Origin of the sequence: Arenimonas sp. SCN 70-307 (assembly GCF_001724815.1) — a bacterium.
Lineage (GTDB): Bacteria > Pseudomonadota > Gammaproteobacteria > Xanthomonadales > Xanthomonadaceae > Arenimonas.
On the sequence record NZ_MEDO01000009.1, the window covers coordinates 53364 to 76448 of the forward strand.

A 23085-nucleotide genomic window follows, 5' to 3' on the forward strand; every position below is an offset into this window, starting at 1 on the left:
CCACAACCCCCATCGCATACTCACGACATGCGCCTCAACGCCGATTTCTCACAGCGCGTCGTCATCCGCCCCGACGACAGCCCCTGGCAGCCCTCGCCCTCCCCGGGCGTGGATCGCCGCCTGCTGGATCGCATCGGCGGCGAGCAGGCCCGCGCCACCAGCCTAGTGCGCTACGCCGCGGGCTCGGCCTTCCCCGAACACACTCACCCGATGGGCGAGGAAATCCTGGTGCTCGACGGCGTCTTCAGCGACGAGCGCGGCGACTTCGGCCCGGGCAGCTACCTGCGCAACCCCGACGGCTCGCGCCACGCGCCGCGCAGCGTGCCGGGCTGCACCCTGTTCGTGAAGCTGCGCCAGTTCGCCCCCGGCGACGACGCCACCGTGGCCATCGACACCGCCCGCGGCGAGTGGCGCCCCGGCCTGGTGCCGGGGCTGCGGGTGATGCCGCTGCATTCCTTCGGCACCGAGCACACGGCGCTGGTGGACTGGGCGCCGGGCACCGTGTTCCAGCCGCATACGCATTTCGGCGGCGAGGAAATCCTGGTGCTGAGCGGGGTGTTCGAGGACGAGCATGGCCGCTATCCGGCCGGCAGCTGGCTGCGCAGCCCGCACCTGTCGCGGCACGCGCCGTTCACCCGCGAGGGGGCGCGGATTCTGGTGAAGGTGGGGCACCTGGACGAGGAGCGGCTGCGGCCTTGGCTGGAGAACTAGGGCGGCAACGGGCGGCGACCAACCTCAGCGACCGGCTTGCTTGAGCACGGCGATCAATTTGGACAGGTCGGCGCTCCGCTTGTTTTCGTCACGTCTCTCGAGGTTCTGGAGCTTCCATCTGACTCCCGGCAGCAATGCCGCCTGAGGCAAACCAATCAGTGCGAAATCGGCACGCTCCTGCTCCACGGAGAGCAGGAAATCACGTGATGGGCCATCCAGCCGGCGCCTGATTTCAGCCAGGAGCCTTGCCCTGGCCTCCAGCAGGTCCTCAGGCGTGACGGCCTCCCGGGTCATGCCCTCGAACTGCGCGGCAAATACCCTGTCGAAGTCGACCGGGGCTGCAGGGTCGAGCAACTCAGCTGCAGGCTTTGGGCTGGCCGTCAGGTAGACGAGGAAAGTTCGCCACAGCTCATCGCTGATGCCATGGGTTCCAAGCAGCAACCGAACATCGAACAGGTCACGGGGATGTTGCCGCGACAGCGCAGCGGCCATCTTCCCGGCATACAGGTCGGCGAAGTGGAATACCCGCGTGCTCGCGAAGCCAAACTGCTTCTCGATGGAAGGCTGAAGCACCATGGTGCGCGTCGGGTGGACAGTGCCGCGCATGACGGGCGACGTCTCTATCTGCACCTGTGCGCCCCGACGGCTGGCAACGATGCGATGCAGCGTGCCGGCCCCGGCCGGGCGTGAAAGCACGACATCAAGTTTCAAGGGTGGCTTGGCCAGCGTATCCGCCAGCCTGCCCAAGGCTTCGCGGATCAGCGCGGCGTCTTCTTCGAATGATTGCGCGCGTAGCCAGCCCAGGTCGATGTCGACGGACAGGCGGGGCAGGTCATGCTCAAAGAGGTTGATTGCCGTGCCGCCCTTGAGCGCGAAGTCAGGCTCCCGGGCAAGGTGCGGAAGGATCGCCACCAGCAGGGCAACGCGATCCGCGTAGCGCTTATCCAAGCGAGGACTCCAGATCCGCAGGCAAGGTTATCTGATAGCGCGCGTCCAGCCGCCCGCCAGGGAAGAACGCCCGCTTTCCCCGTCCGAGATCAACGCCACTCGTGTCGAGTCGCTCAAGCCATGCGTGGTTGGCGCGATTGGCCAGGGCAAGGAACAGGCGCTTCGCCTTGATGCTTTGGCACCGCCTGAGCAATCCGCTCAACTCCGACGGTCTAAGTCCACTCATCCCCTGCATCGTCGCATGGGCCTCATGCACGTCGGCAGCGTCGCGCGCTTCGTGGCACAACTCGAGCATTGCGCGCTCGGCGCTCGCGACGACGACCCATTCCGTAGTCGAGGAGACCACCAGGCGCTCCAGCCCTTCCTCGCTCAACCGATCGTCAGGGGCATCTGCCGAAAAGCCGAATCCAACGGGCGGGAATGGGCCCAGGCCACCGTGCAGGAAGCGAACGTCCACGGCCAGGACGGAGGCCCACCCCGGAAGGCGATCCGGACCGTAAAGCGTGGCTTCGCGTACGCCCTGCATCCGCAGGTAGTGCTCGTGCCCGTGTAGTGCGAGAGCGAATCGGGCCCCGGCATGGAGCCGCAGTTGCTCGCGCTGCTGCAAGGAGTGCAGTGCACCCTCCCAGGTGGCTACGCCGGCCGCCGCCATGTACACGCCGCGGGCCGGAGAGCGCAGCCAGCCACTCCTCACGTACCCCGCGACCAGCGCCGTGGAATAGCCGTGGCCGCGCAGCCAGCGTGCCGATACGAAGTCGGCGTCCCCGAGCTCGGCCAGCAGGCGGTTCAGCTTTTGACGATTTTGCTCAGCCATAGTTAGTAAAATAGTGATTTGCAAAACCAAATGCAAGCGAATGGTTCGCCGTGAATTGATTTTAGTAACTCAGGCTTAGCTTTTCATTGGGTAGGCAAACCAGCGATTGTCGATGCCGATTGCAGCAATCGGCGACAATGACGCCTGTTCCGGGACCCCTGAAGCCGCCGCCATGACCACCCGCCTCACGATCACCCGCCCCGACGACTGGCACCTGCACCTGCGCGACGGCGAGATGCTGGCGCGCGTGCTGCCCGATACCGCGCACCGCTTCGCCCGCGCCATCGTCATGCCCAACCTGGTGCCGCCGGTGGTGAACGCGACGCTGGCCGGCGCCTACCGCGAGCGCATCCTGGCGGCGCTTCCCAAGGGCCTGGCCTTCGAGCCGCTGATGACGCTCTACCTCACCGAGCGCACCAGCCCGGCCGACATCGCCGAGGCCAAGGCCAGCGGCTACGTGCACGCGGTGAAGTGGTACCCGGCCGGCGCCACCACCAATTCCGATTCCGGCGTGAAGCACATCGACAACTGCCACGCCGCGCTCGCCGCCATGGAGCAGCACGACCTGCCGCTGCTGGTGCACGGCGAGGTGACCGACGCGCACGTGGACGTGTTCGACCGCGAGGCCGTGTTCATCGAAACCCTGCTGCGCCCGCTGGTGCAGCGCTACCCGAAGCTGCGCATCGTGCTCGAGCACATCACCACGCGGCAGGCCGCCGAGTTCGTGGCGGCGGCGCCGGCCAACGTGGCGGCCACCATCACGCCGCACCACCTGCTGATGAACCGCAACGCCATCTTCCAGGGCGGCATCCGCCCGCACCATTACTGCCTGCCCGTGCTCAAGCGCGAGGAGCACCGCGTGGCCCTGGTGGCCGCCGCCACCAGCGGCAGCCCCAAGTTCTTCCTGGGCACCGACAGCGCCCCGCACACCCGCGGCGCCAAGGAGTCGAGCTGCGGCTGCGCCGGCATGTACAGCGCGCACGGCGCCATCGAGCTCTACGCCGAGGTGTTCGAGCAGCACAATGCGCTGGACAAGCTGGAGGGCTTCGCCAGCTTCCACGGCCCGGATTTCTACCGCCTGCCGCGCAACACCGACACGATCACCCTGGTGCGTGAGCCCTGGGTGATCCCGGCCGAGCTGGGCGAGGGCGCCACCGCCCTGGTGCCCCTGCGCGCCGGCACCGAGCTGGCCTGGCGGGTGGACGGCCTGGCGGGCTGAGGCCCGTCTTCACCTGGCAACGGCATCCCCCGTCGCATCTTGGCGCCATGAAAAAGCTCATCGGCGCCTTCGTTTTCTACGCGCGTTTCGCGCTGCCGTTCTCGCGCATCGGCTACCGCCGCCGCGTGCGCGCACCGCTGGCGGCCGACTTCAGCGGCCAGCGCTGGGTGGTGACGGGCGCCACCGGCGGCATCGGCCGCGCCATCGCCCTGGGCGCCGCCGCGCGCGGCGCCACCGTGCTGGCCCTGGCCCGCGACAAGGCCAAGCTCTACGCGCTGGCCCGCGACGCGAGAGGCCCGGGCCGCATCGAAGCCGTGCAGGTGGACCTGTCGCTGATGCGCGACCTGCGCCGCGTCGCCGGCGAGATCGCCGCGCAGGGCCGCGTGGACGTGCTGGTGCACAACGTGGGCGTGATGCTGCACGAGTACGGGCGCACCGACGAAGGCGCCGAGCGCAGCTTCGCCACCAACCTGCTGGGCCACTGGGTGCTGGACGCCGCGCTGCGCGAGGCCGGTGCGCTCGACGCCCGCAGCGCCATCATTTCGATGAGCTCGGGCGGCATGTACGGCGCCGCGCTGGCGCTGGAGCAGCTCGAGGCCGGCGACGCCGCGACGCACGACGGCTTCCTCGCCTACGCCCAGCACAAGCGCGCCCAGGTCGAACTCACGAAACACTGGAACGCGCTGGGCCCCGACGCGCCCAAGGCCTGGGTGATGCACCCGGGCTGGGTGGACACCGACGGCGTGCGCAGCTCGCTGCCGGGTTTCCGCAAGGTGTTTGGCCGCGTGCTGCGTAATGCCGACGAAGGCGCCGACACCGCGCTGTGGCTCGCCGCCGTGCGGCCGCCGGTGGGCGAGGGCATCTGGCTCGACCGCCAGCGCGACCCGGAGCATGCCTTCGGGTTTACCCGCGAAGGCGCCGATGCGCAGGCGCTGGCCGCCTGGCTGGCGGAACGCGCCGCCCGGGCCTGAGCCCCGGCGGCGCTTTCAATCGGCGGCTCAGCCCGCCGCGCGGCCCGCGATCTGCTGCTTCACGAACGCCGCGTAGGCGTCCATGTACTTGCGCAGGAATTTCTCGGTGTCGGGGTTGGACACATTGCCCTGGTCGTCGATCAGGTCGGGCTTGAACTGCAGGTAGCCCTCCATGCCGTTGAACAGCGACACGTTGCTGAAGCACAGCACGCTGCGCAGGTGCGCCTGCGCCAGCGCGGTGCCGATGGCGCCCGGCGAGGTGCCGATGATGCCGCCCGGCTTGCCGGTGAGGCTGTTCTTGCCCCAGGGGCGGCTGGCCCAGTCGAGCGCGTTCTTCAGGCCGCCCGGGATGGATCGGTTGTATTCGGGCGTGACGAACAGCAGCGCGTCCACGCCTTCGATGGATTCCTTGAACTTGCGCGCCACGGCCGGATAGTCGGCGTCATGGTCGTAGCTGTAGAGCGGCAGCTCGGCGATGGGGATCTCGCGCAGCTGCAGCGAATCCGGCGCCAGCTTCGCCAGCGCGGTGGCCAGCTTGCGGTTGATGGAGGCCTTGGCGAGGCTGCCGACGAGGTAGCCAACGGTATGGGTCATGGCACATTTCCTTGTGTGGTGACGATATCGCCAAGTTTTCGGGGCAGGCGGTTAGAGGCGCGTGAACCGGGGCGAGTTGCTCTCATTCCCTGAGACCCGAAACGGCGAGACTCTGGGCTTAGGGGGAGCCGCCATGCGCGTCGTCTACAGCGAACTGATGAACGCCCCGGCGCAGGGCTACTCGCCCAGCGCCGCCAAGCCGGCCGCGGTGATGGCCGCCTGGCTGGATGCCTGGCCGAGGCTGCAGGTGCGCGCGCCGGTGCCGGTGACGCGCGAGCAGCTGTGCCTCGCGCACGACGCCGCGTTCGTGGACGGCGTGCTGTCGTTGCGCCGGCCCAACGGCTTCGCCACGCGCAGTGCCGAAGTGGCCGCCAGCCTGCCCTGGACCAGCGGCGCGCTGCTGACCGCCGCGCGCTGGGCGCTGGAGGTGCGCGGCGCCGTGGCCGCGCCCGTGTCGGGCTTCCACCACGCCGGCTGGGACCGCGCCGCCGACTTCTGCACCTTCAACGGCCTGATGGTGGCCGCGCTGGCGCTGCGGGCAGAGCGCCCCGGCCTGCGCGTGGGCATCCTCGATTACGACTACCACTACGGCAACGGCACCGACGACATCCTCGACCGCGTGGGCCGCGAGGGCATCGTGCACATCACCGCCGGCGAGCGCTGGCACCACGACGCAGACCCCCGTGCCTTCCTCGACAACATCCACCACGACCTGCAGGCCATGGCCCGCTGCGACCTGGTGCTCTACCAGGCCGGCGCCGATCCGCACGTGGACGACCCACTGGGTGGCTTCCTCACCACGCAGCAGCTGGCGATGCGGGATTGGCGGGTGTTTGCGGGGCTGCGCGAGATGGGGATCCCTGTGGCCTGGGATCTAGCGGGCGGGTACCAGGATCCGCTGGCGAAGGTGGTGGGGATCCATGTGAATACGATGAGGGCGGTGGTGCAGGTGGAGGGAGGGGCAGTTTAGAGTCAACCGCCTTCTTCTGAGCTCAGGCGTCGAGATCCTCAAAGTCGTACCGTTCGAGGGCTATCTCCAGATTCCAGTACCCTATTCTTCGATTCCTGGGATGCGGCGCATAGGCCACTGGTGGATGTAATCCCAACTTTTGAATGTTGGTGACTCCTTCCTGAGCAAGTAGCGCTTTGAGTTCGCGCGCTCTCGCTGGAAAGTCGTAGTTTCCTTGTCGACTTAGCTTCCCAAACACCATCAAGAAGTCGTCATTCGACCTGGCAGCCTCCAGGATTGGATCCCTCCATGACGCTACTCGTGAATCAACTCGTGATTCTTCCTTCCTCGTATCAACTCGCGTAAACAGGTTGAGCATACGAATAGCCCGATATGGCAACTTTTTGGAGACAACAAGCTTCTCCAGGAATCGAATGGTGTTGTCCGCCCTGGTCTCGTCGGCCTCGCTTGGGTTCTGGCCCACGATGCAAAGAACCTTCTTTCCCTGGGGGATCCTGAAAGGAATGTACAACGAAAGCCTGTGCGCACGATCCTCAATGAATCTTGCTTCTATGGAGAAGACGTCAATTTCATCGATATGCTTGACAACTCGCATGATCAAAGCCCCTTAGCGTTGTTCAATTGAATACAAACCGCATGCATCGAGTAAAGAGCTGGCAAAAGTGCGGCGAAGAGCCAGCGGCCTGACGATTACAATTCGATCGGCGTAGCCATAGAGCCACCATCTCAGCTGCTCGGTATCGTTGACTTTTGCTTTCACTAGCATCCACTTCGGATCTTCGGTCTCCGAAATGGTCTGGTCCGCCGATAGACGGTTTTCTTCGATGTGCGCGATGGCATCCGAGGCCATCCGCATCACCAGCTTGATCGGCCCGCGATCGCTGAAGCCGGAGGTCACCATCGCCTTCGCCGCCTCCATGACTTCGGGCGGCTGCTTCCTCGCGGCAGCATCCAGTGCCTCTGCCTTGCGGATGCGATGCATGGCCAGAAGTCGCGGATCCTCGAAGTCCTCCACCGTGCAGGCCAGGTAAGACACCGAACCCCGCTGGATGAGCCCGATGGGGTGGATGGCGTAGGACTTGGTCTGCTTCGTGGCCCGGGGCTGGTAGGTGATGCGGACCTGGCGATGGTCGATCAGCGCCTGATGGATGGTGCGCAGCACGTCCGGGTCGATCTCGGGTGGAATGAGGGGCAGGGTGGCCGGCACCACGGCGATGGTGCGGGGCCACGCGGCCAGGCCTTCGCGATTGGGCTTGGTGCCGAGGGTCTGGCTCGCCTGCTGGAACAGGGGCTTGAGCTCCGCCAGCTGGCTGGCCGGCAGCAGGCCCTTGAGGTGCACCTCGGCCGTCTTGAGCACCAGGGCCTGCAGCGGCGACATGCCCGGCAGGCTGAAGGACGGCGCGTTGCGCATCCAGGACCAGCCGTAGGGCTTGCTGCGGTCGTCGCACTCGATCGGAAACACTTCGGACAGCGCCTGCAGGTCGCGTTCGACCGAGCGCTTGCTGATGCGGTGGCCTTCGCCAGCGAGGCGGTCGGCGATGTCGGCCGCGGTGGTGCGCAGCGGGGCGCGGGGCAGGGCCTGGAGCATCAGCCACTGGCGGAACAGGGTCTGCTGGGTCGACGGCATCGCGGCGTCCGGGGAAGGCCAGTTGCCCACCAGCCTAGACGAAGCCAATCCGTCGTGTCGCGACGCCGGGCTTGAGGCGGCACTCCGCCTCGAGGGCGGCCACCGCGTCGGCCACGTCGGCGAAGGGCTCGAAGCGGTGGCGGCGGGCGACGGCGGCGAAATCCCCCGGGGTCAGCATCCTGGTGGCCGCGAGGCGTCCGCGGATGACAGCCTGTCCGTCGGGCGAGGGCAAGCCACACTGCTCGCAGAGCCGAACGAGCAGCCGCCATGCCTGCTCATCGCGCAGGTAGTCAAACAGCACCTTGGCATCGAAGCGCCGCATCGCCGCCGGATCCAGCCCCTGCATCAGGTTGGTGGAGGCCACGAAGACGCCCCTGAAGGATTCCATCTGGGTCAGCATCTCGTTGACGAGCGAAGCTTCCCAACTCGTGCGTGCGCGCTGGCGGTCGCCGAGGAACCCGTCCACTTCGTCGATCTGCAGGATCGCGCCATCCTGATGGGCGCTGCGGAAGGCCTCGGCAATGTTCTCCTCGGTCTGGCCCACGAAGGGACCCAGCAGGTCCGAGGCCCGGCGCAGCAATACCGGGCGGCCCAGGCGCTCGCCCAGCCAGTGGCCGAACGCGGACTTGCCGGTGCCGGGCGGCCCGTAGAGGCAGAGTCGCCCCTCGCCCGTTCGCGCCAAACCCTCGGCGATGGTTTCCAGGTTCGCGGACGCGTGGCTCAGGGACGGGTCGTAATCGCACGTCATCAGCGGCGGGATCGGGTTCCTGCGCGGGTTGCGCGACTGGACGCGCAGCGACTGGTCGACCAGCCGCTCCATTGCCTGGGCGCCCCTTTCAGCGCGCATGCCCGTGCCGGAAACGACCCGCGCGGCCCGGCGCAGGGTGGCCGGGCTCAGGGTCTCGACCTGTGCCAGCTTGCGGACCCGGTCCTCGTCGAGCCACTGGCCCGCGTGCCGCCGGATCATCTCGGTGCGCTGGGCCCGGGGCGGGGCGTTCATCTCGAGCACGATGTCGAAGCGGCGTGCGAACGCCGGGTCGAGCGAAAGGACGTCGTTGCCGATCCAGATCGTCGGCACCGGGTTGTTCTCCAGCTGGTCGATCAGCCAGCCACGCATCCTCTCGGCCGTGGTGCGCACGCCCGTGAACCAGTTGCCATCGGCGAACACCTGGTCGATCTCGTCGAAAACCAGCAGCGCCCGGCGCCCGGCCAACAGGCCGTGGAGCGTGGTGAGCATGGAGAAACGACGCGAGCCGGTGGATGCGTCGCCGTCGGAGGTGGTCGTGGCGACCTCGAAGGTGGCCGCCCCGAGCGCCTTGCCCAGCACCCGGGCCAACTGGGTCTTGCCCGAGCCCGGCATGCCGTGGAGCAGGATGTTTACGCCCTTGCGGCGCTTGGCCAGTGACTGCCTGAGGTAGTCGACCATCACCTCCACGTCGGCCGCGAGATGCGGGTAGTCCGCCAGGCCGAGCTCGGGCGGCGGGGCCTGTCGGCCTAGGCCCTTGAGCAGTCGCTCGGGACGCCAGTCGCTGTCGCCGTAGACGCCCGCCAGCTCGGGGCGGTTGACCTGCACGGCGCTGACCGCCTGCATGAGCGGCGAATCCATCTGGAACAGGTCGGCGCGCCCCAGGCGGCTGCCCACCGCCAGCGCGCGGCGCGTTGCGCCCTTGGGCAGCCCGAGGATGATCGCCCAGGGTTCGGCTACGCGATGGGACAGACCCGGGATCTCGCTGATGATGGGCTCGATGACCGGGTCGAAAGCGGCCGTGAACGCCAGGCTCAGGACCTGCTTTTCGACGGGCGAGAATCCGAATAGGGCCGAGACCTTCTCCAGGTTGCGGGCGAACGGCTGCCGCAGCCGGAACTGGCCGGCCCGGGCCTCGGCGTCCTTCCAGGCTTTGTGCAGCGCAGCCCGGCGGTCCGAGTGCTCGGCCTTGGTGACCGTGGGCGGCAGGCCGACCAGCTCGGCCACCCGGTCGCAGCCATAGAAGTCGTCGTACTGCAGCAGCCACTGGTGGCCCTTGAGCGGTACCAGCATGCGCAGGAGCCACAAGACGCGGATGTCCTTGGACGGGCGGCGGCGCTTGAGAAGGGGCTCGGGATCGTCGCCTTCGGCGGTGAGGGGGAGGTAGAGTTCGTCGGACATGGGTGGGCTCCTTGGAGCGCCAGTGTCCGTGTAGATGCGACACATGATGTCGCAGAACTTCCTATGCTGAAGTCGGTTGCAAAAGTGCTTCGAATAGCTGGACGTTCCATGCTTCTGTCGTGTCTTGTCACGGGCCGGATAGTCCTGGTGAAAAACGGCAAGTTAAGTGGAGGAGGATAACGGCTCATGGGTTCAAGCAAGACGGACAGGGTAAGTAAGTGGGCTGGCGATCTAACTGATCAGGTTTACCGTGAGCAGTTCTTATCCAAATCGCAGCCGGGAGAGGGGCCTCGGTTCAATCGCCGGGAATTGCGCGCAGCAATACTAAGAAGTCTTCGCATTGAAGAAGACCACGGCATCTGGGGGTGCAAGGGGATTTACATCTGGTACTGGCGGCCAAAGGAAAGTCTAGATGCGTGGCCGCTCTATGTCGGCAAGTCCCAGCGAGGGTCAAGCAGCTTCAGCATGAGAGCAAAGGATCACATCTGCAATTCATTGAGTGGAAGTGACTTCATCTACTCCCCGAGTGACAGCCGAGTTAGGAACCGACTTTGGCCTACTCACAAGGCGGCGAAGCCCATTGACGAGCATGATCACCTCACTAAGGTCATTGCGCAGTTCTCGCAGATGAGTGTTCTTCTGCTCCCCATGAAAAATAGTGAGGCGACGGAGCTAGCCCATTCTGCGGAGGGTATGTTCCTGGAGGCGATCCTGCGTTTTCATGAGGACGCTGGCAGGCCTCGTGGAGAAAACAACGACCCGGTGATGAACTCCGTAAAGAAGGCCTTCAATGCTGACAACATGGGCAACGAGGTTAATGCGCTCAAAGTAAATCTCTTGACTTGGATGACTTAAGCGAGCTGTTGGCGATCTTCGACTTGATCTGCTTCGATCAGACCAAAACCGGATAGAGAATCTCGCCATGGTCTTGGCCTGGATGCGACAGCATCAAATCCAGAACCATCGGCAACAGAGTGCCGAGGATAGCCACCCCGTCCTTCACCTGCTGCCGGTTCACCCCGCTGTTCCACGTCGCACCACCATGCACCAGCTGGTTGCGCAGCACGTACAGCCGGTCGAACACGATCGACAGCACCTTGGTGGTGTCCTTCTCCATCAGGGCCTGCAGGGCCACGCCTTTGCTGGCGTCGAAGCTCTTTCGCCAGGCGTCGGTCTGGTCCCAGGCTTGCTGGGCGGACCAGAAGGGTTGGTAGACGTGCTTGTTTTCGATGAGGGTGCGGATGGGGCCGGTGAACTGGCCGAACAGCGTGGCGTGCAGCCGGCCGGCCTGGTCGAGGGCGACCAGACGTGCGAGGAACTCGCGCAGCCGGTCGCGCTCGGTTTCAGCCAGGCCGATCTCGCGGGCGTAGGCGGCGTTGAGGGCGATCCAGAGGAAGATGAAACGGGCATCCGGGTCGTCGGGCTCGGCGTCCGCCCGCGCCAGCCAGCTCAGGGCGCGGTGGATGCGGACGCGCCAGGCGTCGGTGGTGGCCTCCTGCGGGATGGCCTTGAAGCGCTCGCGTAGCTCGGCAGTCTTCGGCATGGGGTGAGGTTATCAGGAGCGCCCAAGCCAGTTCACTCGCCTTCTTGTGGCAGCATGCTGTCCGCTCCAAAGGTTAGCAGCCGACGCACAATCGCTGGCGGTGCTACATATGGCTTCTATGACCCCGTTGATGCTTGGTCAGGAAACTGCGGCTGCAAACTGCGCGAACATGTCACCCGACAGCGGCTCCTCCAGCTCCCAGTGGATAGCCATTGGTCGCTCGCCGTTGTGGGACAGGTACTTGCCCGGGCCAAGGAACCAGAACGCGCGCTCGTCGGCAGTGGTCCTGGCAAACATCAAGATCGAGCTACCCAGTTCGGCATGGCGCTGGTAGCGACGCCCGGTCTCGCTGTCCTCCCGGGTGGTTGACTGGCTTTCCCAGTGGATGATGCGGGGGCTGATGGCGTAGTCGCGGTAGCGCGTCGTTGGCGAGAACTGGATTCCTGACTTGTCGAGCGTGAAGACAAGCACATCGGACCTTTCCTCCGGGAACCACCTGACGCCCTCCCGCCAGGCCGGAAGTTCAATGGAGTCGCCCGGTCCAAGCGCCGCAAGGATCTCGCGTCGTGTGTAACGCGCGTGCAGCATGAGCGGAACTTCCGGCCGATCTCCGACGGCGTGCTGGATATGGTCGATCCGCTCCATCAGGACGTCCAGCAACTCCTTAATTTCTGCGATGACCTGAGGGTGCTGCTTAAGGACTTTAGCCGCGCCATCCAGGTATTGATCGGCCACCGGAACCGTGTCCAAGAGTGTGGTGAGGAGCATCAGAATCAATCGCCGTTCCCTCAGCGACGCCGGCGCATCCATGCCACTAGAAAGCCAGCGCATCCATGTCTCGATCCGCATCGGGTCGTCGACGTGTAGGAGGCGACCGATCCCTCGCCGGATAACGGCCTCGTGGGGACCCTCAGGAAGTGTCGCAAGACCGCCTGCGGCCTGGAGGTCTGACCAGCAGTGCTTGCCGGAATAGATTTCCTCCAGCGGAAGTCCAGATTCGGCCAGGAAGCGTGACAGTGTCGGCCGGTTGAACTCCTCGGCAACGCGGCGGAGTTCGGATGCGCGTGCGGGGAAGGTAGCCGGTAGGCTCTCCCGAAGATTGCGAAGCACCTCCTGGGTTGCCACCGAATCGAGCTGCATGTGGCAGCCGCTGGGCAGGAATGGAAACCCCTGTTCTACCTGGCGGGCCAGGCTGGAGCGGCTGCCGCCCAACAAAGCGCCCAGGCGACGATGGAACTGGAATTCCTTCCGGTGGCGCCCGACGAAATCTAGGACGGTGCAGACGGACTTGCCCGCGCTCAGCCTCAGGCCGCGACCCAACTGCTGAAGGAACAGCGTCGGGCTATCCGTAGGGCGCAGCAGGAAAAGTGTGTCCACGGTCGGAATGTCGACGCCCTCGTTGAACAGATCGACGGTGAACACAGCCCTCAGCTCGCCCCTCGCAAGGGCCTTAAGGGTCGCTTCCCGGACATCCGCTGGTGTCTCTCCAGTAACGGCGATCGACGGAATCCCCGCCGCACTGAAGTGTTTGGCCATGAACTGCGCATGTTTGACCGAGACGCAGAAGCCGATGGCGCGCATCGACGATGCGTCGGGCACCGTGCCAACGACTTGTCGGATAACGAGCCTTGCCAGCGCGTCGTCGGCTGTCAGGACGTTCTCGAGTTCGCTGGCGTCGTAGCCGCGACCACGTCGCCAGCTCAGCCTCGTCAGGTCCGTTCCGTCGCTGATTCCGTAGTAGGCAAAGGGGCTGAGCCGTTGCTGCTCAATGGCATCCCACAGCCTGAGTTCGGCCGCGATCCTGCCATTGAACCAGTGGAGGATGGGCTCGCTGTCCCCTCGCTCTGGGGTCGCTGTCAGGCCAAGCAGTTGCCTTGGTGTTAGGTGTTCAAGCAATGCTTTGTAGCTGTCGGCAGCGGCATGGTGGAACTCGTCGATGATGACCACGTCGAAATGGTCTTGCGCCAGTGAACCGAGGCCGGTAGCTGAAATGGACTGGATCGAGGCGAATACATGCTCGAACTGCCGGGGGCGTTGCCCGCCAACCCACAGTTCGCCAAAGGCTGGGTCGCGCAGGGCGTGCCGGAAGGTCGCTAGACTCTGGTCGAGGATCTCCTTCCGGTGGGCCACGAACAGGAGCCGGGACCGGGACATCTGCGACCGCAGGCGCTGGTAGTCGAGCGCCGCCATGACGGTCTTGCCCGTGCCCGTGGCCGAGACGAGCAGGTTCCTGTGCTGGCCGCGCATCCGGGCCAGGGCGATCAATTCCAGTAACCTGGACTGGAAGGGTTCCGGGCGAATTTCAATGGGGCTCAGGAAGATCCGTGGCCCCCTGTCGGCTTCGCTCCCGGACAAAGCCTGGAACTCGGTGGCGTCGAATGGCCGGAAATCGTCCTGGGACCAGTAGCTCTCGAAGACGGCGGAGAACTTGTCGATCACGTCCGGGTTCCGCGCCCCGGCTACCCGAACATTCCACTCCAAGCCCGTCACTTGCGCCTGGTGGGTCAGGTTTGACGAGCCAATGAATGCCGTCGAGTAGCCGGACGCGCGGTGGAACAACCAGGCTTTCGCATGCAGCCGCGTGCCGCTATTGTCATAGGATACCCGCACCTCGGCGCCAAGCTCTTGTAGGGCCTGGAGCGCCGAAAGCTCGGTGGACCCGGTGTAGGTCGTGGTCAGGAGCCTGAGGCGCTTGCCCTGTTCGACGTGGCGACGCATCAGGTCGAGCAGCGGACGAATGCCCGTCTGGCGCACGAACGCCATCAGGATGTCGATCCGGTTGGCCGAGGGGAACTCCGTTCGTAGCTGGTGGCCGACCCGCGGCTCGCCTGGGGCGTTGGTGAGCAGCGTGGTATCCAGAAGGGGCGTGGCGGGTAGTGGCAGGTCTGCCGGCGTTCCGTCAGGCAGGCGGCCCAGAAGTGCCCGAAGCACCAAGGCGGGCTCGACGGGGCGATCCCCCGCGTCGACGCCTAGGCCCGGGTGGCTTTCGAGCAATGCAATCACCTCGCGTGCCAGCGCTGCGCCGACAGAAGCGCGCTTCTTGGTGTCCAGGGCGCTAATGGCCTGTCGCAGGAGGCGTGCCAAGTGGAGCGAGATGCGGTCGGCGGCTTCGTCCGCGTGTATCGGCCCGGAGTCAACGACCAATCGCTCGCCGACCGAGCGAAGGCGTTCGGAGAGGGCGTGCGTGACCAGCTGTTCGTAAAGCCCGGGATTCAGCTCCGTCACGGCAGGTTTCTCCAAGATTCGCTCACAGGGAACCAGGATGCTCGGTTGCCCAACCCACTGTCCAGGCCGAGGCGAGACGGGGTGTTACGACTTTTTCTCGCGATTCACCGGAGTACTCGCGGCAGGTACCCTCTCGGGGTTACCGTGTGCGCTGGTCATGGGGGATGGTGGGGCACGACGGCGGATGATCATCTACAGCGGCACGCGCGCCAGCTTCCTGAAGGACTCCGACGGGTTCATCGAGGACCGCGTGGCCGAGGCCTACCTCAAGGCCACCGGCCACTACGCGCCAGACGCCGAGTTCCGCTCGTGGAAGGCCTCGCTGGTGGAGATGGCCAAGGTGCTGCGCGACCCGGCGTTGCCCGACGAGATGGGCGTGGGCATTGAGTACCAGATCCCGCAGAGCTCCAAGCGCATCGACCTGCTGCTGACCGGCCACGACCTGGACGACACGCCGCACTTGGTTGTGGTGGAGCTCAAGCAGTGGTCGGACTGCAGGGTGAGCGAGAAGGACGGCATCGTCATCGCTAACCGCGGGGGCGGCGCCGAGCGCGAGGGCACACATCCCTGCTACCAGGCCTGGTCTTACGCCGAGGCACTGCAGGGCTTCAACGAAGCCGTGTACGAGGGCGACATCCACCTGCGCCCCTGCGCCTACCTGCACAACTACCGGCGCGACGGGAAGATCGACGACGCGCGCTATTCGGAGTACCTCGCGCGCGCCCCGCTGTTCCTGCACGGGCTGGAGGAACAGGAGAAGCTGCGCGCCTTCATCCGACGGCATATCCACCGCGGCGACCGGGCCGAGTTGCTGTACCGGATCGAGCACGGCCGCATCCGACCGTCGAAGCAACTGGCCGATGCCGTGGCCGGCATGCTCGACGGCAACCGCGAATTCGTGCTGCTCGACGAGCAGAAAGTGGCCTACGAAACGGCCCTTGCGCTGTCGGAGCAGTCCGTGGCTGGGCCCAAGCAGGTGCTTCTGGTGGAGGGCGGGCCGGGCACGGGCAAGTCGGTGGTGGCGATCAACCTGGTGGCCGAGCTAACGCGACGCCGGAAGCTCGCGAAGTATGTTTCCAAGAACGCGGCGCCGCGCGCTGTTTACAAGCAGAAGCTGCGCGGGCATCGGCCCTTGGCCGTCATCGACGGATTGTTCGGGAGCTCCGGTTCCTTTTTCGAAGTCTCGCCTGATTTCTATGACGTGCTGGTGGTCGACGAGGCGCACCGGCTGAACGAGAAATCCGGTCTTTACGGCAACCTCGGCGAGCATCAGGTCAAGGAACTGATGCAGGCGGCACGCTGCTCGGTGTTCTTCGTGGACGATGCGCAGGTCGTCACGCTTTCCGACATCGGCGAGTCCGGCGAGATCGTCGGCTGGGCGAACAGGCTTGGCATCGGCCTGACGCGGTTGGACCTGCCCTCGCAGTTCCGCTGCGGCGGCTCCGACGCCTATCTGGCGTGGCTGGACCACACGCTGGGCGTCCGCGAAACGGCCAACCCGACGCTTGACCCGGGAGAATTCCGCTTCGAAGTGGTCGACACCGCCACCGAACTTCACGAGCACATCATCGCGCTCAATGCCACGGCCAACCGCGCCCGCGTGGTGGCGGGCTACTGCTGGGACTGGAAGAGCAAGAAGGACCCGAAGGCCTGGGATATCGAGATCCCGGAGCAGGGCTACCGCCGCCAGTGGAATCTCGACCGAGACGGCAGCTTGTGGATCGTGGCGAAGGAGTCGGTGCAGGAGGTGGGTTGCATACACACCTGCCAGGGCCTGGAGGTGGACTACGTCGGCGTGATCCTCGGTCCCGATCTGGTGGTGCGCGACGGCCGCTTCGTCACCCGGCCCGAATGCCGATCGAAGATGGACCGGTCCATCCGGGGATGGAAGAAGTTGGTGAAGGAGCAGCCTGAGGCCATGGGCCGCGTCGACCGAATCATCCGCAACACTTACCGAACGCTAATGACGCGAGGGATGAAGGGCTGCCTGGTGACGTCCACCGACGCGGAGACGCGGGAGTACCTGCGTCGAAGAGCCGCTGTCGGGCACTGATTTCAGTCGGCGTCTGAGCACAAAAAACCCGCCAACCGGCGGGTTCTTTAATGGTGGCTATGGGTGGACAGCATTATGAGAGATTGCTCGGAATGCTACCTAAAAAGCTACCACGTTTTATAACAGAACCTACAATAAGCTTATTAATAGCTTGCTTTCAGATGCAACGGCTGGGGCGACTGCAATTGAAGCAGTCTTGAGTGCCCTGAAAAAGCTACTGGCGCAGATGGTGTGACCCAGCTATCTTGGCGGCATGACCCTAGCACGCGCGTGCCACCCTGCCGATGGCTTCCGTTCCCGAGACTCCACCGACCCTGCCTGCTGACTTGCACCGCAAGCTCGGTGAGCTGCGGCCTGAGGATGAGGCGTGGCTGGCCACGCTCTTTCAGTGCTTCCCGATCCCTCGGGCGGACTGTGCGCCGGACGTCACCAAAGCGCTTGGCCGACTTCTTGGGACAGCTCCATGGGTAGAGGAGCTGTTTGGCGGGTCCGACTTCACGGTCCGACTTCGCCGCATCGGGATGCTGCTGGATGAGCGCATCGGTCCTCGCGAGCTGACTGCCAAGCGACTGCGAACCGACTTCGGCGGCCCCTTCCTGCTCACCGGAACCCTTATGCCTGTTCCGGGGCTGGCACTGACCCCAGGAGTCGAGGCCCTGCGGGCGATCTGGGCTGGTTGTCGCTGGCGCTGGTTGGAGGAGGGCGATCCGCGTATCACGGCCATCAACGAGCTGGCTGAGGCTATCCGGGCAATCAAGGACGGAGGCGGGGTAAGTCAACGCTTATTGGCCAAGGTCGGCAGCGCAAGCTCATGCCAATCGTTCGCGGATCTGGCTGAGGGGATTAAGCGGGGCCAGGGCGAAGGTTTGGCCGAAGCATGGGTTCGCCACTATGAACCGACTCTTCGCGGCGGCCGCCGCTCTGCCCCTGGCCCAAGTCCCGTGGCCGCACCGCCAGGTCCGGGATCACCCGGGCCTATCGCACCCCCCGGGCCGCCGCCTTCGCCGCCGCCGACTGGCCCAGCGAGCCCGGCGCCGCCATCAGGGTCGCCGGCAGAACCTACGGCACCGCGGCCCCCGCGGTCAGGGGGCAAGAGCTCCGGGGCAACGGACGAGGACGAGCTCGTCGATAAGCTCCAACGCTCCATCCGACGCGGTCAGGGACCGCGCCCGGAAAACGCGCCGGAGCCTATCCCAGGCGAGCCCTTCGAGGAAGTCAGGCCCTCGGTCCTGACTTCGCCTCTGCCCGAGGCGCCGGCGCACGAAGATGCCAGCGACCTCCTCCGGTACCAGGTCCGGCAAGCCATCTGGAACACAAACTACCTGCTCCTGCCCAATCACCCGGACGTCCTGCCGTTGCCGGACTACATCCGGGTGGTGGGCCGGACCCTCGCCTTGTTGAAGGACGGGACGCTGGATTCCGCCCGCCGGGGCGGTACCACCGGGTTGCTGGTGCAGGCGCTGGCCGGACGCACGCCTCGAAGCTTCAAGGCACTGTCCATCCTCGCGAATGCCAAGGCCGCCCATGACGCCGATCGCATGGACCTGCTGCTGAAGGAGGGAGCGTTCCGGCTCTCCTGCTTCTGGCAGGTGCCTGGTCCGGGATACGAGCCCAGCCAGTTCCGTCCTTCGGGCGAGCAGGCCAAGTACCTTGAGGAGACCCGGGAGGATTTCTGGCTGTTGCTTGCGCCTGCCTTCCGGGATGCCCTCGTAGAGAACGCCGATGCACTCAGGGAGCTGGTTTCGCTACCTGTCGAGGAGATTGAATCCCGCCTTCGGCAGGCGGCTCGCGGGATCAGCGAGGAAGAAGGGATGGCCTTCACCATCGGCCAGCTGCGCTCCTCCTTCTCCACCCACCTCTTCGAGCTGTGCCGCGACACCGCCACGACTGAGCTGATCTGCGCGGATACCCTCGGTCAGTCCATCGCCCCCTTGTCCTACTACGCTCCGAGGGCCCGCTCCCTGGCGCAGAGTCACTGGTCCTTCCAGCAGGTGCTGCTTGGGACGGCGGAGAGCCTGCCGGAGTACCCGCTCTCGGACGACCGGGTCGGCTCCCGGTTGCTGGCTGGCAAGCGCCAGGTCCAGGCGATGGCGCGCTCTGCATCGCGAACTTTCCACTACGGCCTGACCCGGCTGATCGAGGAAGGTCGGCTGGTCGAGGTCCACCACACCATGGTCGGCCACCTCGCCGGCATGCTGATGGCAGTCGCGACGCATCGCCCGACCGAGGCGCTGTTGAAGCTGACGGTGTCGGACTTCCTCATCGGGGAAGACGCTGGCGCAGCCCTTTTCCGGGACAAGGTCCATGACGCGGCCCACGATCCCCGTCTGGTGGCGCTCCCCGCCACGGTCTCCCGGCAGCTCAAGGCCTACCTCGACCACCTGGGCGGGCTGGCAGAACACCTGGCGGGGGCCGGAACCAAAGCCAAGGCCGAGGCCGAGGCCAAGGTCTCCAAGATCCTCAAGGGCAAGGCGCCACTGCTCGTGGGCTTGTCTGACGACGGCCAGCTGCTACCGCTGGACCTCACCGCGCTCAAGTCATTGATGCGGCCGGAGTGGCAGGTCTTGCCGATGAACTGGGGCCGCCACTGGATGCGAACCCATGCCGTGGAGCAGGGGGTCTCACCGGAGCTGGTGAACATCCAGCTGGGCCATCTCGAGGCCGTCGGCTATCCGTACTCCGGGGCCAGCCCCACCGTGCCCAGACAATACGTGGAGGTGATTGCGCCCGGCTGGGATGAGCTCGCCCGCGCCCAAGGCTGGCAGGTCGTCCAGGGCCTGCCGACGACCCGACCCGTCGAACCGAGAATGCTGACCCCGCTCCGGGAGTGGAACCAAGCCATCAAGAAGCACGGGGCCGCCCAGCGGGCCGAGGCCAAGCTCTGGCGCACCGCCATGAAGGCCAAGCTGCGCGAGTACCGGGACGATGCAAAGCAGGCGGCGCTGACCCATCCCGAACTGGTCAGCGCAGGGATCGTTTCGCGCTTTGAGGATCGGCGGAGCGGACTCGAGCGCCACGGCCTCACGCGGGCTGACTTCGAGCGCATCCGGGACGAGGTCTACGAGAAGGCAGGCGACGATCTCGCGCTTGCCATCGCCCGTGCAAACGCGGTCTGCGACGTCGCCCGGGTGGTCAACCACCGGACCCGCCAGATTTCGGAAACGCCGGGCAAGGTATTCAACCTGCGCCGTCCGCTCGACAACGCCTTCATTCCCGGGATGATGGAGGCGGTGCGTCAGATCCAGGCACTCCGCGAACACCTGGCGACCTTGTCCACGCAGAAGCCGCAGGATCGGTGGGATGACATGGCCTCGGCCTGTGCCTGCACCGCGCTGGCGATGGTGCTGTTTGGCTATTGCGAGAGTCCTGAGCAGGTCCAGGGCGCGCTCCAGCGACGAAACCGGCTGCAGCGCTCGGCTACCCTGCAGGACGCGGTGCTTGTCCCCTGGGGGGACCAGCCGCACCAAGTTCTCGGACTGCGCGGTATTGCGGCGACCGTGCTGGCCCGGCTGAGTTGGAAGCGGGGCAAGGACGAAATGCCGCCGTGGAACGAGGTAGAGGCGAGGGTCGCCGATCTCCTGCCGGCGTGGGCGTTGGTAGGCAAGCAGCGGGGTAAAGGGGCCATATCGAATTGTCTGCTTGAGCGCCTGTGCCAGACCGCTGCGGTCGCACATCGATACGAGCTGTCCCCCGGCGCACGTCGAGCCAATGCCCTCAGCGGCGGATCCACCCCGGCGCACATCCGCGAGCAGTTGGCGCTGCTTGACGGGGATCCGGCAGGTACGGTGATCCGCGACTGGGAAGAGGAGAGCCCTGGAGCGTCGGAACGGCAAGATGCCGTGGACACTCGAAAGCGCCTGGGCAATGCCCGCACCCAGTACAAGGCGCTGTGCGCCCTGTTCCCGAGTACAACGAAAGACACGGCGATGCCAGAGACCAATCAGAGGATTGCTTCCGGTGAGGCGGCGGCCTCCCGAAATTGGGGCATCGTGGTCTCCGAGATCGAGGCGCAGCTTCGGGTCGATCAGCCTGAGCGGCGCTTGCAGCCCATCGTCAGGATGCTGGCGAGCTGGATCGCCGACCTGATGGTCAAGGGCACACCCAAGAAGGACGCGCCCGCATTTTCCACCGTCAAAGATTATCTGACCCGGATCGGCGGCCCGCTGGTTGAGGTCTTCGGTCAATCCGCGCTGACGGACGTGGATGAGGCGGAGCTCGAAGACGCCTATCTCGCCACCATCGAAAGCAAGAAGGCACGCGACACCGACCTGCGCAAGCGAACGGCGGCGGCGCTGCTTCTGTTCCACACCCATTGCCAGGAGCACTTCGGACTGCCTGATATCGATCTGTCGGGCGTGAAGCTCCACTTGGGAGACGACCCGGAAGCCCTGGCGGATGCGCGCTTGGTTCTCCCCGCGGAACGTGCGGCCATCATGGCGCAGTTGGAAGCCGAGACGAGAGAGGTCGAGACGGGACGAACTGCCCATGAGGTGAGAACGATGCGGCAGGCACTGCAGGTCATGCCGCTGTTCGGGCTAGGAGGCCTGCGCCGGGGAGAAGGGCTCGGCCTGCAATTCAGGGATATCGCCGAGTTGGGTGGTCGCCTGCGCGTTCGGATCCGCCCCAACAACTCCCGCCGCCTCAAGACGGTGCGTGGCCGGCGGATCATCGAGCTACCGGCCGAGGCGACGGTGGTTGGCGGCCTAAACCTGGCGAAGTGGGTCGAGACGGAGCGGGCCCGCCTGCGAAAGACGAGCCTGGAGACCGCCTATGTCTTCACGCCCGTGGATGACCCATCCGATGCCAAGGCCCGTATCGACGTAGCCCAGGCTTGCCTGAAGGCGGTTCGCCAAGTGACCGGGCGCCGTCATGGGCGGCTGCATGCGCTGCGCCACCTCGTGGCCATGGAAGCCATCACCCCGGTGTTCCTCACCGACGCTGACTGCGAGACGCTGGCAGACTCGCTACGGCTGGATCCAGCGCCCACCCAGGCAGGCGTCGCGTTGCCGCGCGACCTGCTCGGTCGGGTGGTTGCCCTGGGGCACGCCAATCCGCTGACCACGCTGACCTCTTATCACCACGTGGCCTGGCTTCTCAGGTCACACTCCGATGCCTTCCTGACCGCAAGCTATGCCAACCGCCAGACCCTGGCACCGTTGCTTGGCGTGAGCCTGCACACCCTGGATTGGGCCATCAAGAAGCGCCCTGGACGCGACCGTCTTCTGGCGTGGCTGGACGTTGCTGTTGACGTACGGGAAGTTCCTGCTGCACCGGTTGGCGCGTCAGGCTCGCAAGCCCCGGTCAGCAAGGAGGCGGCGACCGCCGGGCGGGACCGCTGGACGGCGCAAGGCTTGGGTGAGGTGCTGGATGACGTCGCCCGAGTGGGGTCACTGGAGAAGGTGCTTCTGGTGCGAGGTGCCGCGGTAGAGGGAGCGGACGCGTTCCGCCTGATCTTCCATCCGATGGAGGCCCGGCTGGGCCGGAAACTCATTGAAGAGCGTGGCAGGGCTTGTGCGCCGGGTCACCCCCGCCGAGTGGTTCGGCGGGTTGGCAAGGGCCGTGAGCTTGAGGTGCTGTGGGTCTGGTACGACGGGGACGACGACGGTCGTCGGGACCGCATTGCTGCCGTTGCAGCAGCCCTGTACGAGTATCTGCAACCCGCGCAGGGTGATCGCATCTGCTTGCCGCCCCGTCACGCCAAGGAGCTACGCGAGCTGATGAGCGAGGCCGGAGTCAGCCTGGACCGGGTCGTCCGCGAGCCCGTCCAAGGAGGAGTCGAAGTCATGCGGATCCTTCGTCCTGCTCCAGCGCCGGCAGCCGGGGCGGAGGCGGAGCCTCCCAACGAGTTGGCACCATCGACTGCCGATCGCTACGTTGGACTCGTTCTCAAGCGAATTCTGCTCGTCACACTTGCAGCGTCACGCAGTGCTTGAGTTCATTGTGTGTTCAATGCGGAGGCGCTGGACCAAGAGTGACCACCACTGGGCACCGAAGTCGACCAAGCTCAATGGACAGTCCCTAGCTCTTCTTGCTGGGTGGTTGCGGGCGCTGGTCGCTTTCGACCTCTGCGTCGGAAGGAGCTGACCAGCGATTCTGGTGTTGACGGAGGCAGCCTGCCGGGGCGGCGGCAACTGTTATCGCCTGGTGACGTCGACTTCCGCATTCGGCCTATTCCGTTGAAAAACTCGCCTTCTGGCTGGCGGCTGGGTCCGGCGGTTTGGCCGGATCAGTGATTCTTTCGCCAGGGGAGACGTAAAAATGGGC

Annotated in this window: 15 protein-coding genes; 7 read left to right on the forward strand and 8 right to left on the reverse strand. The window is 65.6% G+C overall.

Annotated elements, in window-relative coordinates; translation table 11 throughout:
• Positions 1 to 27: 27 nt before the first annotated feature.
• On the forward strand, positions 28 to 711 hold the full coding sequence (locus ABS41_RS04905) for a cupin domain-containing protein (RefSeq protein WP_290591473.1): 684 nt from the start codon (positions 28 to 30) through the stop codon (positions 709 to 711).
• 24 nt (positions 712 to 735) lie between these two features.
• On the opposite strand, the gene ABS41_RS04910 is transcribed toward ABS41_RS04905, so the two are convergent.
• A complete protein-coding gene (locus tag ABS41_RS04910) occupies positions 736 to 1659 on the reverse strand; it encodes a nucleotidyl transferase AbiEii/AbiGii toxin family protein (RefSeq protein ID WP_290591475.1) in 924 nt (307 codons plus the stop codon).
• Entirely contained in the window at positions 1652 to 2473 is an 822-nt protein-coding gene (locus ABS41_RS04915; RefSeq protein ID WP_290591477.1) for a type IV toxin-antitoxin system AbiEi family antitoxin domain-containing protein, read from the reverse strand. Before ABS41_RS04915 ends, ABS41_RS04910 begins: the two co-directional genes overlap by 8 nt.
• A 172-nt stretch (positions 2474 to 2645) precedes the next feature.
• Here ABS41_RS04915 and pyrC point away from each other — a divergent pair, with 172 nt between their 5' ends.
• Both pyrC and ABS41_RS04925 read left to right on the forward strand, forming a co-directional pair.
• Positions 2646 to 3692, forward strand: coding sequence for a dihydroorotase (pyrC, locus tag ABS41_RS04920; RefSeq protein WP_290591479.1), 1047 nt, complete (start codon positions 2646 to 2648; stop codon positions 3690 to 3692).
• A 47-nt stretch (positions 3693 to 3739) separates the two neighbouring features.
• The gene (locus ABS41_RS04925; protein WP_290591481.1) at positions 3740 to 4663 is read left to right on the forward strand and encodes an SDR family NAD(P)-dependent oxidoreductase; all 924 of its coding nucleotides are present in this window, start codon (positions 3740 to 3742) and stop codon (positions 4661 to 4663) included.
• 27 nt (positions 4664 to 4690) lie between these two features.
• Here ABS41_RS04925 and ABS41_RS04930 read toward each other — a convergent pair whose 3' ends face one another.
• The gene (locus ABS41_RS04930) at positions 4691 to 5257 is read right to left on the reverse strand and encodes an NADPH-dependent FMN reductase (RefSeq protein ID WP_290591483.1); all 567 of its coding nucleotides are present in this window, start codon (positions 5255 to 5257) and stop codon (positions 4691 to 4693) included.
• A gap of 133 nt (positions 5258 to 5390) precedes the next feature.
• On the opposite strand from ABS41_RS04930, the gene ABS41_RS04935 reads away from it, so the two are divergent.
• Positions 5391 to 6227 carry a hypothetical protein gene (locus ABS41_RS04935; RefSeq protein ID WP_290591485.1) on the forward strand — a complete coding sequence of 279 codons (837 nt, stop codon included), beginning with the start codon at positions 5391 to 5393 and terminating at the stop codon, positions 6225 to 6227.
• A gap of 22 nt (positions 6228 to 6249) precedes the next feature.
• Here ABS41_RS04935 and ABS41_RS04940 read toward each other — a convergent pair whose 3' ends face one another.
• From ABS41_RS04940 to ABS41_RS04950, 3 genes are read right to left on the reverse strand one after another with little or no spacing between them, the layout of a single operon-like run.
• Positions 6250 to 6822 carry a DUF1643 domain-containing protein gene (locus ABS41_RS04940; RefSeq protein WP_290591487.1) on the reverse strand — a complete coding sequence of 191 codons (573 nt, stop codon included), beginning with the start codon at positions 6820 to 6822 and terminating at the stop codon, positions 6250 to 6252.
• Positions 6823 to 6834: 12 nt separating this feature from the next.
• Positions 6835 to 7854, reverse strand: coding sequence for a WYL domain-containing protein (locus ABS41_RS04945; RefSeq protein ID WP_290591489.1), 1020 nt, complete (start codon positions 7852 to 7854; stop codon positions 6835 to 6837).
• A 34-nt stretch (positions 7855 to 7888) separates the two neighbouring features.
• Positions 7889 to 10000 carry an ATP-binding protein gene (locus ABS41_RS04950; protein WP_290591491.1) on the reverse strand — a complete coding sequence of 704 codons (2112 nt, stop codon included), beginning with the start codon at positions 9998 to 10000 and terminating at the stop codon, positions 7889 to 7891.
• A 186-nt stretch (positions 10001 to 10186) separates the two neighbouring features.
• On the opposite strand from ABS41_RS04950, the gene ABS41_RS04955 reads away from it, so the two are divergent.
• Positions 10187 to 10855 carry a hypothetical protein gene (locus ABS41_RS04955; RefSeq protein ID WP_290591493.1) on the forward strand — a complete coding sequence of 223 codons (669 nt, stop codon included), beginning with the start codon at positions 10187 to 10189 and terminating at the stop codon, positions 10853 to 10855.
• Positions 10856 to 10892: 37 nt separating this feature from the next.
• Here the strand turns inward: ABS41_RS04955 and ABS41_RS04960 are convergent, their stop codons facing one another.
• Together ABS41_RS04960 and ABS41_RS04965 are read right to left on the reverse strand one after the other, a co-directional pair.
• On the reverse strand, positions 10893 to 11543 hold the full coding sequence (locus tag ABS41_RS04960) for a HEPN domain-containing protein (protein ID WP_290591495.1): 651 nt from the start codon (positions 11541 to 11543) through the stop codon (positions 10893 to 10895).
• Between the two features lie 138 nt (positions 11544 to 11681).
• A complete protein-coding gene (locus ABS41_RS04965; RefSeq protein ID WP_290591497.1) occupies positions 11682 to 14768 on the reverse strand; it encodes a DUF3427 domain-containing protein in 3087 nt (1028 codons plus the stop codon).
• Positions 14769 to 14952: 184 nt separating this feature from the next.
• Between ABS41_RS04965 and ABS41_RS04970 the strand changes: the two genes are divergently transcribed.
• Together ABS41_RS04970 and ABS41_RS04975 are read left to right on the forward strand one after the other, a co-directional pair.
• Complete coding sequence (locus tag ABS41_RS04970) at positions 14953 to 16821, forward strand: DUF2075 domain-containing protein (protein ID WP_290591499.1); 1869 nt, start codon at positions 14953 to 14955, stop codon at positions 16819 to 16821.
• A 1355-nt stretch (positions 16822 to 18176) separates the two neighbouring features.
• Positions 18177 to 22754, forward strand: coding sequence for a hypothetical protein (locus ABS41_RS04975; RefSeq protein WP_290591501.1), 4578 nt, complete (start codon positions 18177 to 18179; stop codon positions 22752 to 22754).
• The last annotated feature ends 331 nt before the right edge of the window (positions 22755 to 23085 follow it).

Excerpts from the sequence above, each read along its gene's own strand:
- ABS41_RS04905 (WP_290591473.1), top strand. The coding sequence starts at position 28 with ATGCGCCTCAACGCCGATTTCTCACAGCGCGTCGTCATCCGCCCCGAC.
- ABS41_RS04915 (WP_290591477.1), bottom strand. The coding sequence starts at position 2,473 with ATGGCTGAGCAAAATCGTCAAAAGCTGAACCGCCTGCTGGCCGAGCTC.
- pyrC (WP_290591479.1), top strand. The coding sequence starts at position 2,646 with ATGACCACCCGCCTCACGATCACCCGCCCCGACGACTGGCACCTGCAC.
- ABS41_RS04925 (WP_290591481.1), top strand. The coding sequence starts at position 3,740 with ATGAAAAAGCTCATCGGCGCCTTCGTTTTCTACGCGCGTTTCGCGCTG.
- ABS41_RS04930 (WP_290591483.1), bottom strand. The coding sequence starts at position 5,257 with ATGACCCATACCGTTGGCTACCTCGTCGGCAGCCTCGCCAAGGCCTCC.
- ABS41_RS04935 (WP_290591485.1), top strand. The coding sequence starts at position 5,391 with ATGCGCGTCGTCTACAGCGAACTGATGAACGCCCCGGCGCAGGGCTAC.
- ABS41_RS04940 (WP_290591487.1), bottom strand. The coding sequence starts at position 6,822 with ATGCGAGTTGTCAAGCATATCGATGAAATTGACGTCTTCTCCATAGAA.
- ABS41_RS04945 (WP_290591489.1), bottom strand. The coding sequence starts at position 7,854 with ATGCCGTCGACCCAGCAGACCCTGTTCCGCCAGTGGCTGATGCTCCAG.
- ABS41_RS04950 (WP_290591491.1), bottom strand. The coding sequence starts at position 10,000 with ATGTCCGACGAACTCTACCTCCCCCTCACCGCCGAAGGCGACGATCCC.
- ABS41_RS04955 (WP_290591493.1), top strand. The coding sequence starts at position 10,187 with ATGGGTTCAAGCAAGACGGACAGGGTAAGTAAGTGGGCTGGCGATCTA.
- ABS41_RS04960 (WP_290591495.1), bottom strand. The coding sequence starts at position 11,543 with ATGCCGAAGACTGCCGAGCTACGCGAGCGCTTCAAGGCCATCCCGCAG.
- ABS41_RS04970 (WP_290591499.1), top strand. The coding sequence starts at position 14,953 with ATGATCATCTACAGCGGCACGCGCGCCAGCTTCCTGAAGGACTCCGAC.